We start from the raw sequence: 14,226 nt of genomic DNA, 5'->3' as shown, positions 1-14,226 counted from the left end.
AGGATATAACACAGCAGGAAGCAGAACGTGACTATTAAATCTACTAATCACCTTACCCACATCGCCACGTTTTGCGCTCTGCTGTATAGCAATAGTGCTTTATGCGCTGAACTCGTCGAATATGACCATACATTTCTGATGGGAAAGGATGCTTCAAATATCGACCTTAGTCGGTATACAGAAGGCAATCCCACACTACCTGGCATTTACGATGTCAGTGTGTATGTTAACGATCAACCCATCATGAGCCAAAGCATTGCTTTTGCTGTTATTGAAGGTAAAAAGAACGCTCAGGCCTGCATTACGCAGAAAAATTTATTGCAATTCCATATCAGTTCACCAGACAAGAATAGCGAAAAAGCCATTTTGCTTAAGCGAGACGAAGATCTTGGTGATTGCCTCAATCTGGCTGAAATGATCCCTCAATCATCCATTCGTTACGATGTTAACGATCAACGCCTGGATATCGATGTCCCCCAGGCATGGATTATGAAGAATTATCAAAACTATGTTGATCCCTCTTTGTGGGAAAATGGCATTAATGCAGCCATGCTTTCCTACAACCTCAATGGATATCACAGTGAAAGTCCAGGCAGAACAAATGACAGTATCTATGCGGCATTCAACGGTGGGATAAACTTAGGCGCGTGGCGGTTACGTGCCTCAGGTAACTACAACTGGATGACCAATGTCCATAGCGATTACGATTTTCAGAATCGCTATTTACAACGCGATCTTGCGTCACTACGTTCACAACTGGTTATTGGTGAATCTTACACGACCGGCGAGACCTTCGATTCAGTCAGCATTCGCGGTATTCGCTTATACAGTGACAGTCGAATGCTGCCTCCGGTATTAGCCAGTTTTGCGCCAATCATTCATGGCGTAGCGAATACCAATGCCAAAGTAACCGTTATGCAAAATGGTTATAAAATCTATGAAACGACGGTGCCGCCAGGGGCCTTTGCCATTGACGATCTTAGCCCGTCAGGTTATGGCAGCGATCTCATTGTGACTATCGAAGAAGCTGATGGCACAAAACGGACGTTCTCTCAGCCATTTTCATCTGTTGTGCAAATGCTGCGCCCTGGCGTTGGTCGCTGGGATATTAGCGCCGGTCAGGTTTTAAAAGACAGTATCCAGGATGAGCCTAATTTATTTCAAGCCAGCTACTACTATGGTTTGAATAACTACCTGACAGGATATACCGGTATTCAGCTAACTGATAATAACTACACCGCCGGATTGCTGGGGCTTGGTATGAATACCCCCGTGGGGGCTTTTTCTGTCGATGTTACTCACTCAAATGTCAGCATTCCGGACGATAAAACCTATCAAGGACAAAGCTACCGTATTTCCTGGAACAAGTTATTTGAAAATACCAGTACATCATTAAATATCGCGGCCTATCGCTACTCCACCCAGCATTATCTGGGCCTCAATGATGCGCTGACGCTGATTGATGAAGTAGAACATCCTGAGCAAGATCTTGAGCCTAAATCCATGCGCAATTACTCGCGCATGAAAAATCAGGTCACGGTCAGTATCAACCAACCGCTGAAATTTGAGAAAAAGGATTACGGCTCATTTTATCTCTCGGGAAGCTGGTCAGATTACTGGGCCTCCGGGCAAAACAGTACTAATTACTCTATTGGTTATAGCAATAGTGCGTCCTGGGGCAGTTACAGTATCAGTGCTCAACGTTCGTTGAATGAAGATGGTCAAACCGACGATAGCATTTATCTCAGCTTCACAATTCCAATAGAAAATTTACTGGGTACGGAACACCGCAGCTCCGGCTTCCAGAGTATTGATACACAATTAAACAGCGACTTTAAGGGTAATAACCAACTCAATATCAGCAGTAGTGGTTACAGCGATACCAATCGTATCAGCTACAGCGTAAACACGGGTTATATGATGAATAAATCCAGTGATGATTTGAGTTATATCGGCGGTTATGCCAGTTATGAATCGCCGTGGGGAACGCTGTCAGGTTCAGCTTCAGCAAGCAGTGATAATAGTCGCCAATTCTCTCTCAATACTGATGGTGGATTTGTGTTACATAGCGGCGGACTGACGTTCAGTAATGACAGTTTTAGTGATTCCGACACTCTGGCTGTCATTCAGGCACCAGGAGCAAAAGGCGCTCGTATTAACTACGGAAACAGCACCGTAGACCGCTGGGGTTATGGTGTTACCAGCGCCCTTTCGCCATACCATGAAAACCGCATCGCACTGGACATTAACGATCTGGAAAACGATGTTGAATTGAAAAGCACCAGTACTGTCGCCGTCCCGCGCCAGGGAGCCGTTGTCTTTGCTGATTTTGAAACAGTTCAGGGACAATCGGCAATTCTGAATATCGTGCGAAGCGATGGTAAAAATATTCCATTTGCAGCGGATATTTATGATGAACAAAACAATGTCATCGGCAACGTAGGTCAGGGTGGTCAAGCCTTTGTTCGCGGTATCGGGCAGGAAGGAAATATACGAATTACCTGGATTGAAGAGGGCAAATCGGTCAGTTGTTTTGCTCATTACCAACAAAACACGACATCAGAAAAAATAGCACAATCTATTATTCTGAACGGACTTCGTTGTCAGATACAGTAACCACAAGGGACTTCCAATGATAAAAACCACACCACATAAAATAACAATACTCATGGGACTATTGTTATCGCCTTCGGTATTTGCAACGGATGTTGATGTCGATTTTACCGCTACTGTGAAAGCGACAACATGTAACATCACCCTGACATCGCTGAATGGTTCAAACGTCGTTGATAATGGCAATGATAGTTATACCCTGATAATCCCCAATATGGGACTGGATAAAATAGTCAATAAAGCGTCACAATCTGAGGCCAACTTCAAATTAGTCGCCAGTGGGTGTAGCAGTGGAATTAGCTGGATTGATACCACAATGACTGGAAATCAGTCTGGTAGTACATCGCTGATTATTCCACAATCTTCTGACTCCTCCTCAACAACCAGTAATATTGGTATGGGATTTAAAAGATTAGAGACTTCGGGCGATACGTTTCTGAAACCCAATAGCGCGGAATACATCCGCTGGAAAACCACAGAAATTAGCACCAGTGGTCTGGAAATGACTGTCGCACTGCGCGAAACAACCCCAGGACAGGGCATACCCGGGAAATTTCGCGCACAGGCAACGTTCAATTTCAGCTATCAATAACAAGGATGACAATGATGATATTAAAAAAATTATGTTATGGATTATCGGGTAGTCTATTTCTGGCTTCATCACTGTTAACCATTTCCTCACATGCAGCCACTGACAGTATTGGCCTGACTGTTACTACTGACGTAGAAATGGGTACCTGTACATCAACGTTGACTGATGACGGCTCAGCTAAACTTTCCGCCATCAATTTCGGAGATGTATATATTTCTGAAATTAATGCCGAAACTAAAATTAAAACCTTCAAATTACAGTTCAAAGACTGTGCGGGGATTCCCGGGAAAAAGGCCAAAATAGAATTGACTCCACGAGCGTTATGTGAAGGAAATTCTAATAATGGTCCTGGATTTGCTAACGCATCAACGGCAGCAGCAAAAGCAGCGGCGGTCGCCGTTGAGGTCTGGAGCACATCTACACCAGGTAAGAACGGCGCTAAACAATTCAGTTGTGTCACCCCCGCGACAGAAGAAGTCAGTATTGCTAATGCGACAGGAAGTAATGTTGTCGATTACCCAATGAGTGCGGTGTTGGTGGTCGCAAAAGATAAAACCGTTACAGATGTCACCGCGGGTAATTTCACTGCCCCGGCAACATTCACCGTGACTTACAACTAACAGGCAGACTGATTCAGGAACTAAATATGCGTCCCACTCAACGTAATCTGATGAAAAAATCAATTCTGATTCTGTCGTTGCTATTCAGCGCCACTTCCCCTGTGGTTGCAGGACAGGATGTTGACATTGTTGCAAATATAAAAAATAACACCTGCCAAAGTGGAATCAGCAACAACGGAAATATTGATTTAGGTGTCGTTGGCGTGGGCGATTTTACCGGAAACATTTCAGCCGAAAATTATCACCCCGGTGGAAAAGAGTTCACTATTACAGTACAGGACTGCACACTTCAGGGCACAGGGAATGTGTTAAATCAGTTACATATTGATTTTCGTGCACTCAGTGGCGTAATGGCGACAGGTTCCAGTCAAATATTCGCTAATGAAGACAACGCCGGGGCTAAAAATGTTGGGGTAGTTATATTCTCTATTCAGGACCCGGCAAATACCTTCAACGTTCTCGGCGCCACTGGTCGCTCACGTTCCGTTTATCCGGTCATGTCATCAGCACTAAACAATTCATCCTGGAAATTTAGCACCCGAATGCAAAAAATCGATCCAACACTGAATGTCACCTCTGGCCCACTGATAAGCCATGTGTTAGTGGATATCTACTACGAATAACAGACAAAGTGCTACAAGTATTATCTTGCAGCATGACAATGGAGTAAAAATGAAGACATTCTTCAGATACTTTCTTTTTTTAGCACTATGCTCTTGTTGTTATACAGCAAGTGCCGGCACCGATGATAACGTCAGCTATCTTGTTGGGAATGATTACGGAGTGGGTCCGGGAGACCAAAAGTGGAGAGAAACAGGCCCCAGTGCAGACATTACTGTCAAATTCAGGTATTCAACAAGCACAAATAACTTAGTTTTTTATAAACCAACCCAACTCGGACCAACAGGTGTGTCATTATACTGGTCTCAGTTAAATAGCGCTTCAGGTGGAGGTTACCTTTACTGCAACAGAAGTAATACTGCAAGCGGTGAGCCTATGGCAATTGAAAATCAAATGGTTGATTCGGGTAAACGTTATGGCGGGCATAAACTATTTGAAACATCTGTCCCTGGCCTGTATTATACATTAAAGATATCAAACATTTGGTCATCATACACCACAACCAATATCAGTTCATCAGGTATGTATATCGGCGATTCTCCAACTCAATATTTTCGGTGGATCCCCGAAAGTGAAGCCACTCTATATTGGTCTTGTAACAATGCAAACTCATCTGATAAATACTGGGCCGTAGGTGGAGTTTGGCAGTCGCTCACGGTGGAATTTTATACCGATACCAACTTTGACCCCACAAAGACAAACAAGGTAACATTATCTAAGCCGGGTGGTTATCTCTACTCATTCAAAGGATATGGTCTTGGTGGCGGTATCAACTATCACAGCTATTTCCTTAAAATAGATTTTGACCTGGATAATATGACGTTATCCAACCCAACGTGTTTTACTGCTGCACTTACTGGCCCATCTGTAAGCGGTTCAACAGTTAAAATGGGAGATTATACCCCAGCGCAAATAAAAAATGGCGCAACAGCGGTTCCTTTTGATATCACGCTACAAAACTGTATTCGTGTTCGCAATATAGAAACAAAACTTATGTCAAACAAGGTGGGCAGTGTAAGCAAAGAACTTCTGGCTAACACACTCACAGGAAATAACGCAGCAAAAGGCGTTGGAGTACTGATTGAAGGTTTAGAAAACACTAAAAGTGCACAAATGGTACTGAAACCAAATGATTCAACATCTATTTATAAAGATTATGAAACTGAAGATGACACTACCGGGGGGATTTACCCGGATAAAGGCAACGGTACCTCACAACCTCTTCATTTCCAGGCTACATTAAAACAAGACGGTAATATTGCTATAGAACCGGGGGATTTTAAAGCCACCAGCACTTTTCAGGTTACCTACCCCTGATAACACTATCGCACCGCCAGACAACGGCGGTGCGATACGGATAAATCATTGCCCCCACCAATGTGACTGATAAAATGCGAGACAGCACAACATCATTTATCAGGATACGCTATGAAACCAACCACGATTGCTTCATTGCAGAAATGCAAGCAGGATAAAAAGCGTTTTGCGACCATCACCGCTTACGACTACAGCTTCGCTAAACTGTTTGCCGAAGAAGGACTTAACGTCATGCTGGTAGGCGATTCACTGGGCATGACGGTTCAGGGGCATGACTCCACGCTACCGGTTACCGTTGCTGATATCGCCTATCACACCGCCGCTGTGCGCCGCGGTGCGCCAAACTGCCTTCTGTTAGCAGACCTGCCATTTATGGCGTATGCCACGCCGGAACAAGCCTTTGAAAACGCCGCAACGGTAATGCGTGCCGGAGCCAACATGGTCAAAATTGAAGGCGGTGAGTGGCTGGTGGAAACCGTACAAATGCTGACCGAACGTGCCGTTCCAGTTTGTGGTCATTTAGGCCTAACCCCACAGTCAGTGAATATTTTCGGTGGCTACAAAGTCCAGGGGCGCGGCGATGAAGCGGGCGATCGACTGCTCAGCGATGCATTAGCCTTAGAAGCTGCTGGGGCACAACTGCTGGTACTGGAGTGCGTGCCGGTTGAACTGGCAAAACGCATTACCGAAGCACTGGCGATCCCGGTTATCGGTATTGGCGCAGGCAACGTCACTGACGGGCAAATCCTCGTGATGCACGACGCGTTCGGCATTACCGGCGGTCATATTCCTAAATTCGCCAAAAATTTCCTCGCCGAAACGGGCGACATCCGCGCGGCTGTGCGGCAGTATATGGCTGAAGTGGAGTCCGGCGTTTACCCGGGCGAAGAACACAGTTTCCATTAAGGAGTGACGTTGTGTTAATTATCGAAACCCTGCCGCTGCTGCGTCAGCAAATTCGCCGCCTGCGTATGGAAGGTAAGCGCGTGGCGCTGGTGCCCACCATGGGTAACCTGCACGACGGCCATATGAAGCTGGTCGACGAAGCCAAAGCCCGCGCCGATGTGGTCGTCGTCAGTATTTTCGTTAACCCAATGCAGTTTGACCGCCCGGAAGATCTGGCACGTTATCCACGGACCTTGCAAGAGGACTGCGAAAAGCTGAACAAACGTAAAGTGGATTTAGTTTTCGCGCCTTCGGTAAAAGAGATCTACCCGAACGGTACTGAAACCCACACCTATGTTGATGTTCCCGGTCTTTCCACCATGCTGGAAGGTGCCAGCCGTCCGGGACATTTTCGCGGCGTTTCGACTATTGTCAGCAAGCTGTTCAACCTGGTCCAGCCAGATATCGCCTGCTTCGGTGAAAAGGATTTTCAGCAACTGGCGCTGATCCGCAAAATGGTTGCCGATATGGGCTTCGATATTGAGATTGTCGGCGTACCGATTATGCGCGCGAAAGACGGTCTGGCGCTCAGTTCCCGTAACGGCTATCTGACGGCGGAACAACGTAAAATTGCGCCGGGTCTCTACAAAGTCTTAAGTTCAATTGCCGACAAATTGCAGGCTGGCGAACGGGATCTCGATGAAATTATTGCTATTGCCGGGCAAGAACTGAATGAAAAAGGCTTCCGCGCCGATGATATTCAGATTCGTGATGCCGACACATTGCTGGAAGTCTCTGAAAACAGCAAACGCGCAGTGATTCTGGTAGCCGCCTGGCTTGGCGATGCTCGCCTGATCGACAACAAACTGGTCGAACTGGCGTAATGCTTAACTGGCGCTACGGCTGATGGCGCCAGTTATTCATTGCCACGTTATCTGTAGGCAATTATTCATAATGCAGACAACTTAGTTAATCATTTTATCAATCTCAGCAAGAGGTAAATTTGCCATCTCTGCAACGTCTTCCCGAGACATTCCTTTACTCAGAAGACGCAGGGCGAATTCCTGACTTACTTCCTGTCTTCCCTGCTGAATCCCCTTCTCTTCAAACCACTGCGCCAGCGTCATCATAGACTCCCCTCCCGTTTCCCTGTCTCTCAGCACACCATAAAACAAATCCGCTTGTTCAGTATGACCGCGTTGCAGCATATAGTTTTGCATGGCAACTAACTGACTTCCGCTAGTGTACCCTTCGTCAATCAGCGTGACCAGTTGCTCCAGCAATAACATTAAGTCGCGCTGGCGAATATGTTTTTGCAGCAGTTCGAGAATCGCAATCCGCCGATGTTGCATGATTTCGTCATCCGGTGTGATAGTGATATCCACCAGCGGGAAAGGACTGTTATAGACGCGTCGCGCCAGTTCCGGTGAGTAAAACATATCAAACCAGCACATTGATAGCGGATAAGGTGTGGCCTCGCCCTGATAAAACAGAATTGGCACCACCAGCGGCAGCTTATCGTGGTCAGCCTCCAGATGCCGGTGCATGGCAGCAATAGAATAACGCATCATGCGAAAGGCCATTTTCTTATCCGGCTTGCTTTGATGTTCAATCACAACATGCAAATAACCGGGGGTGCCCTGCATTTGCACGGAATAAAGCACGTCAGTGCTGTGCCCTTTCAGGCTTTCTTCAATAAAACTCCCCGACTCAAGATGCAGCGTGTCGAGGTCACACAGTTCGCGTAGCTCCGCTGGCAAATGGATATCCAGAAAGTCGCGAGCCGTTTCCGCATGCATTAAAAATTGTTTAAACACCGCATCATGCGGTGTGGTACTCGGTGCATCCATCTTCCCTGCCTTCCGTGTTGTCTTGCGTGAAGGCAGTATCCAGTCAAGGCGCACCGTCGTCAGCCGCCTCTTTAGTGTTTACCGAGCAGCGTTCAGAGAAATATCAATTCGTTACAGGCGTTACATGGCACGCTTCGGCACGGTACGCAAACTGCTGATGCAAATGCCGTCAGATGAGTAGACACTAAACAAAAATCGGGCAATACTGCGTGAGAATTTCCTCAAAGCAGGCATCGCCTGCTTCGTTAACGACAGGGTAGAAAGGTAGAAGTTATGATTCGCACGATGCTGCAGGGCAAACTCCACCGCGTGAAAGTGACTCATGCGGACCTGCACTATGAAGGTTCTTGCGCCATTGACCAGGATTTTCTTGACGCAGCTGGTATTCTCGAAAACGAAGCCATTGATATCTGGAATGTGACCAACGGCAAGCGTTTCTCCACCTATGCCATCGCGGCAGAACGCGGTTCGAGAATTATCTCCGTTAACGGTGCGGCGGCCCACTGCGCCAGCGTCGGCGATATTGTCATCATCGCCAGCTTCGTTAACATGCCAGATGAAGAAGCTCGCACCTGGCGACCCAACGTCGCCTATTTTGAAGGCGACAACGAAATGAAACGTACCGCGAAAGCGATTCCGGTACAGGTTGCCTGATTGTTATCCCTGCGGCTGGTTACTCACCAGCCGCGACATCGTCTCCAGCGAATCCGTTCTTAAGATATAAAGTCGTTTTAGTAACAACGGATTATCCCCCGGTTTTACTTTGCCTTTCATGGTCGTCACCGCCAGGTGAAATCCGGCTTCTTTTGCTGCCTTCACGGCTTTGTCATTAAATCCGCCAAATGGATAAGAAAGATACAAAACATGTGGATTAAATTGCGCCAGAGCGCGGCGTGAACGTGCAAAATCAAACAGAATATTGTGCTCACTACGGCTCAGCAATATAGGCCGCCGATAACCATCTATCCGATGCAAAAAATGAGTATGTGACTGGAAATCAAATACATCGCGAATTTCGTTAAGTTCAGAAACGCTCATAAATTGCAGCGATTTTGGGTTCCATTTCTGCGGGTGACGTTTGATGCGCGAGGTAACAATAAACGCCGTCGCCTTCATACCATATTGTTTCAACACAGGATACGCATAGCGGCTCACCGACTTGAGGCCATCATCAAAGGTAATTACCACCGCTCGCGCAGGGAGATTGATCTTATTCTTCACGTAACCTTCCAGCTGCGCCATGCTCAGTGTCGCGTATCCCCTGTCGCGCAGCCAGGCCATCTGGTTATTGAAAGCGCGTACCGAGGTGGTCGTCGAAGTATGGCGAAAACGGGTGTTTTCTTCGTCGCGCAAAATATGGTGATAGGTTAGCACCGGCAAGCCATTATCGGGTTGGGCATCCAGCGCGCTGATATAGGCCAGTCGATCGCCAATACGGATCTGATACCAGGTTTGATTTAACCTGTCTTTCAGTTTATGCAAAATCGGGTAGCGCAAATTGTCCGCCAGTACTCCAAATGGCGCACTGCCCACACTCGGTGCGTTATAAACCGGCGTATCTTTCCAGGTTATTAAGTTCTGATTACTCAGCGGCTTGTTGAGGTCACCCAAACCATCTTCAACTTTTTGTCGCCCCTGAACCGGCTCGAGATGGCCTTTATCGATAAACCCTTTGCCAAAGCCAAAATTAAATACGTAATAACTTGCGGCAGTGGGCTCCACGGCAATGATTTGTCCGGCCCGAATATTCCCCACCGTCACCATCTTGTCACCAATTTGCGCCCAGACCGCGGCATTTTCGATGGTTTGCATATAATGGGCAGGTAATGCGGCACTGACGCTTGCGGTAAACAGCATCAGCAGGAGAATAACAGCTTGTTTGTACATGAAAAAATAACCGAGGGTGAAACAACGCTTTTATTGTAGCAAAAGCGTCATCAGAATCGCGGGTTAATACTCATACAAATTATGTTTGAGGACGAAAGGCGGATTTTTTTGTTGTTGGTGCCAAAGACTACTCACCTCCGGCGCACCCAGTTCGACAATATGCTCGCGAAACGCTGAACTGGTCATGGTTTCACGGCAAGCCATCATCTGTTCAATTAACGGTAACGTGACACCAGAAATCACTTCGCAACGGGAGTGTTTGTGGCTTAATAATGAAGCCACGCGGTACGGTGGCGCTCCGGCTATATCGGTTAAAAAGATAACGCCCTCACCAGAGTCCGTTTCATGCAAGGCATCGCACATCATGCGGCTGAGCATATTAGAGCTTAATCCGCGCCAGAAATTCACGGCCCGGCACTGAAGAAGTGCCCCATGTTTTTTCTCCAGCGCATCCAGTATCTCTTGCGCCCGGTCATCGTGACAGGTAATTACCCAACCTAACATCGCCTTCCTCCTTAGCCGAAAATCAGTCTACCCTGACCATTGTTGATAAAGGGTGATAGCCGTCAAAACTCCTCTCCCCCAAATCCAGAGGAGAGGAAATAGCCTTAGCTACGCAAACCACGTCCACGTTGGATCAGCGACCAACAGATCAAATAAAACGCCACAATAAAGACCACCAGTACGCCAAAGGTAGTGACCAGCGGAACATCATTGATACCGAGGAAGCCGTAGCGGAAACCACTGATCATATAAACGATTGGGTTCAGGTGCGACAGCCCTTGCCAGAACGGCGGCAACAAAGTCAGGGAGTAAAACACCCCGCCCAAATACGTGAGTGGCGTTAACACAAAGGTTGGCACCAGGCTGATGTCATCGAACGTTTTGGCAAACACGCCGTTCAGCAAACCCGCAAGGGAGAATAGCACCGCAGTGAGCACCAGGGTTAAGGCAACGAATACCCACGAATGCACCTGAAACGGCACAAAAAACAGTGAAATTGCCGTCACCAAAATACCAACAAACAGACCACGCGCCACGCCACCACCGACATATCCGGCAATAATGACATGAGTCGGAACCGGCGCTACCAGCAGCTCTTCAATATTACGCTGGAACTTGGCACCAAAAAATGATGACGCGACGTTAGCGTAGGCGTTGGTGATCACCGACATCATGATCAGCCCCGGTACGATGAACTGCATGTAGCTGAAGCCATGCATATCGCCAATACGCGAACCAATCAGGTTACCGAAGATAATAAAGTAAAGGGTCATGGTGATGACTGGCGGCACCAGCGTCTGCACCCAGATACGCATAAAGCGATGGATCTCTTTCGCCCAGATGCTTTTTAGCGCCACCCAGTAAAGATGCATCATGTGCGATCTCCTTGTTTTTCATTAACCAGTGAAACAAACAGCTCTTCCAGACGGTTAGCTTTGTTACGCATACTTAATACCTGAATGCCCTGCTCACTTAACTGCGTAAATACGCTGTTGATCCCCTGCTCACGCAGCACTTCAACTTCCAGCGTGGCGGTATCTACCAGTCGATACTGATAGCCATCGAGCTTCGGTAACGGACTTTTCGGTGCGAGATCGAGAATAAAGGTTTCTGATTTCAGCTTCGCCAGCAGCGCCTTCATCGAAGTATTTTCCACCAACTCACCGTGTTGAATAATGCCGATATTGCGGCACAGCATTTCTGCTTCTTCCAGGTAGTGTGTGGTGAGAATGATGGTGGTGCCTTTGTCGTTTAAATCCTTCAAAAAGCCCCACATTGAGCGGCGAAGTTCAATATCCACGCCTGCGGTCGGTTCGTCGAGAATCAGTAGTTTAGGTTCATGCATTAACGCACGGGCAATCATTAAACGGCGCTTCATCCCGCCAGATAACATACGCGCACGTTCGTTGCGTTTTCCCCATAGATCGAGTTGTTTAAGATACTTTTCGCTGCGAATGTACGCTTCTTTGCGCTCCACACCGTAGTACCCTGCCTGATTCACCACAATTTGCTGCACGGTTTCAAACGGGTTGAAGTTAAATTCCTGTGGCACCAGACCCAACTGACGTTTAGCGTTTACGACATCTTTCTCGAGATCGTAACCAAATACGCTGACCCGCCCGGAGGTTTTATTTACCAGAGAGCTGATAATACCGATAGTGGTCGATTTTCCGGCCCCGTTCGGCCCGAGAAGCGCATAAAAATCACCCGCTTCGACCTGCAAATCGATTCCACGAAGCGCCTGAACGCCGCCTGGATAGGTTTTTTTAAGCTGTTGAAGTTCCAGTGCAATGGTCATAAATTTTTACTTACCTTACGTTCTTACACTTTATCTGTGGTTTAAATCGTCCCGGAGTTGCCCTATATTAGCCAAACGTAATTATTTGGTTACAGGTCGTTAACCTCCATGAAAGACATAGATACACTCATCAGCAACAATGCACTATGGTCAAAAATGCTGGTGGAAGAGGATCCCGGGTTTTTTGAGAAACTGGCACAAGCGCAAAAACCGCGCTTTCTATGGATTGGATGTTCCGACAGTCGCGTTCCTGCAGAACGTTTAACCGGTCTTGAGCCGGGCGAACTCTTTGTTCACCGTAATGTTGCTAACCTGGTCATTCACACCGACCTGAACTGCCTTTCCGTGGTTCAGTATGCAGTGGATGTACTCGAAGTTGAACACATTATTATCTGTGGCCACTACGGTTGCGGCGGCGTACAAGCCGCAGTTGAAAACCCAGAACTGGGGCTTATCAACAACTGGCTGCTGCATATCCGCGATATCTGGTTCAAACATAGCTCATTGCTCGGCGAAATGCCGCAAGAGCGCCGTCTGGATACCTTGTGTGAACTGAACGTCATGGAACAGGTGTATAACCTGGGCCACTCCACCATTATGCAATCAGCGTGGAAACGCGGGCAGAAAGTTACCATTCACGGCTGGGCCTACGGCATTCACGACGGCTTGCTGCGTGATCTGGATGTCACAGCGACTAACCGCGAAACCCTTGAGCAACGTTACCGTCACGGGATCTCCAACCTCAAGCTGAAACACGCCAACCACAAATAAAAATGCCATGCCGGATGCAACACATCCGGCAACTTCACACTTACTCGTCCAGCAGAATCACTTTGCCGATATACGGCAGATGACGGTAACGCTGTGCGTAATCAATGCCGTAACCCACCACAAACTCATCCGGGATCGAGAAACCGATAAATTCTACCGGGACGTTCACTTCACGACGGGACGGTTTATCCAGCAGCGTACAAATCGCCAACGACTTCGGTTCGCGCAGGCTTAAGATCTCACGCACTTTCGACAGTGTATTCCCCGAGTCGATGATATCTTCAACAATCAGCACGTCCTTGCCACGGATATCTTCATCCAGATCTTTGAGGATTTTCACATCACGGGTGGTGGACATGCCGCTACCGTAGCTGGAGGCGGTCATAAAGTCGACTTCATGAGATACCTGAACTTCACGGCACAGGTCCGCCATAAACATAAATGAGCCACGCAGCAGACCCACCAGCACCATATCGCTGCCGCTGTCTTTGTAACGCTCAGTAATCTGACGACCCAGTTCGGCGATACGCGCTTTAATCTCCGCTTCGGGGATCATTACTTCTACAGTATGTTTCATATCTATAACCATATGATTTAAAAACAAATCACTTCGCACGGGCAGGTTTCAGCACCGCAACAAAGCGCAAGACACGCAGTATACCAGTAAAACTATTCATTCGCGGAATCTGTTAATAAAGCTCGAATTGTGATGACGATCACACATGTTAAAACCTATAATTAATTGCTACTAAAATATTAATGAATTGA

Annotated in this window: 15 protein-coding genes; 9 read left to right on the top strand and 6 right to left on the bottom strand. The window is 47.3% G+C overall.

Features of this window, described 5'->3' with window-relative positions; translation table 11 throughout:
* The first annotated feature begins 27 nt into the window (after positions 1-27).
* From C4F37_RS22530 to panC, 7 genes are all read left to right on the top strand, one after another.
* Complete coding sequence (locus C4F37_RS22530) at positions 28-2,616, top strand: outer membrane usher protein (RefSeq protein ID WP_001540727.1); 2,589 nt, start codon at positions 28-30, stop codon at positions 2,614-2,616.
* Positions 2,617-2,632: 16 nt separating this feature from the next.
* Complete coding sequence (locus C4F37_RS22525) at positions 2,633-3,205, top strand: fimbrial protein (protein WP_001540725.1); 573 nt, start codon at positions 2,633-2,635, stop codon at positions 3,203-3,205.
* A gap of 11 nt (positions 3,206-3,216) precedes the next feature.
* Positions 3,217-3,825 carry a fimbrial-like protein YadL gene (gene yadL, locus C4F37_RS22520; protein WP_001540723.1) on the top strand — a complete coding sequence of 203 codons (609 nt, stop codon included), beginning with the start codon at positions 3,217-3,219 and terminating at the stop codon, positions 3,823-3,825.
* A gap of 26 nt (positions 3,826-3,851) precedes the next feature.
* Positions 3,852-4,448 (top strand): fimbrial-like protein, encoded by a 597-nt coding sequence (locus tag C4F37_RS22515; RefSeq protein WP_001540721.1) that lies wholly within the window; start codon positions 3,852-3,854, stop codon positions 4,446-4,448.
* Between the two features lie 25 nt (positions 4,449-4,473).
* Positions 4,474-5,763, top strand: a complete 1,290-nt coding sequence (locus tag C4F37_RS22510; protein ID WP_071590009.1) for a fimbrial-like adhesin — start codon at positions 4,474-4,476, stop codon at positions 5,761-5,763.
* Between the two features lie 111 nt (positions 5,764-5,874).
* Positions 5,875-6,669, top strand: a complete 795-nt coding sequence (gene panB / locus C4F37_RS22505) for a 3-methyl-2-oxobutanoate hydroxymethyltransferase (protein WP_000805462.1) — start codon at positions 5,875-5,877, stop codon at positions 6,667-6,669.
* 11 nt (positions 6,670-6,680) lie between these two features.
* Positions 6,681-7,532, top strand: coding sequence for a pantoate--beta-alanine ligase (panC, locus tag C4F37_RS22500; RefSeq protein ID WP_001468145.1), 852 nt, complete (start codon positions 6,681-6,683; stop codon positions 7,530-7,532).
* Between the two features lie 81 nt (positions 7,533-7,613).
* Here the strand turns inward: panC and rpnC are convergent, their stop codons facing one another.
* Positions 7,614-8,498, bottom strand: a complete 885-nt coding sequence (gene rpnC, locus C4F37_RS22495; RefSeq protein WP_000339934.1) for a recombination-promoting nuclease RpnC — start codon at positions 8,496-8,498, stop codon at positions 7,614-7,616.
* Between the two features lie 273 nt (positions 8,499-8,771).
* On the opposite strand from rpnC, the gene panD reads away from it, so the two are divergent.
* A complete protein-coding gene (panD, locus tag C4F37_RS22485) occupies positions 8,772-9,152 on the top strand; it encodes an aspartate 1-decarboxylase (RefSeq protein WP_000621507.1) in 381 nt (126 codons plus the stop codon).
* Between the two features lie 3 nt (positions 9,153-9,155).
* On the opposite strand, the gene C4F37_RS22480 is transcribed toward panD, so the two are convergent.
* From C4F37_RS22480 to C4F37_RS22465, 4 genes are all read right to left on the bottom strand, one after another.
* Entirely contained in the window at positions 9,156-10,385 is a 1,230-nt protein-coding gene (locus C4F37_RS22480) for a polysaccharide deacetylase family protein (protein WP_000277856.1), read from the bottom strand.
* Positions 10,386-10,448: 63 nt separating this feature from the next.
* Positions 10,449-10,889, bottom strand: a complete 441-nt coding sequence (locus C4F37_RS22475) for a PTS sugar transporter subunit IIA (RefSeq protein WP_000901993.1) — start codon at positions 10,887-10,889, stop codon at positions 10,449-10,451.
* A gap of 104 nt (positions 10,890-10,993) precedes the next feature.
* Complete coding sequence (locus tag C4F37_RS22470) at positions 10,994-11,764, bottom strand: ABC transporter permease (RefSeq protein WP_000972203.1); 771 nt, start codon at positions 11,762-11,764, stop codon at positions 10,994-10,996.
* Complete coding sequence (locus C4F37_RS22465; protein WP_000150638.1) at positions 11,761-12,687, bottom strand: ABC transporter ATP-binding protein; 927 nt, start codon at positions 12,685-12,687, stop codon at positions 11,761-11,763. The genes C4F37_RS22470 and C4F37_RS22465 overlap by 4 nt, the downstream gene beginning before the upstream one ends.
* A gap of 108 nt (positions 12,688-12,795) precedes the next feature.
* Between C4F37_RS22465 and can the strand changes: the two genes are divergently transcribed.
* Entirely contained in the window at positions 12,796-13,458 is a 663-nt protein-coding gene (can, locus tag C4F37_RS22460; protein WP_000651599.1) for a carbonate dehydratase, read from the top strand.
* Positions 13,459-13,498: 40 nt separating this feature from the next.
* Here the strand turns inward: can and hpt are convergent, their stop codons facing one another.
* Entirely contained in the window at positions 13,499-14,035 is a 537-nt protein-coding gene (hpt, locus tag C4F37_RS22455) for a hypoxanthine phosphoribosyltransferase (RefSeq protein ID WP_000683335.1), read from the bottom strand.
* Positions 14,036-14,226 lie beyond the last annotated feature (191 nt).

The sequence above is a fragment of the Escherichia sp. R1 genome (assembly GCF_003000935.1).
Taxonomy (GTDB): Bacteria; Pseudomonadota; Gammaproteobacteria; order Enterobacterales; family Enterobacteriaceae; genus Escherichia; species Escherichia coli.
Note: the sequence above shows the minus strand (reverse complement) of the source record. Positions and strands in the feature narration are given on the sequence as shown.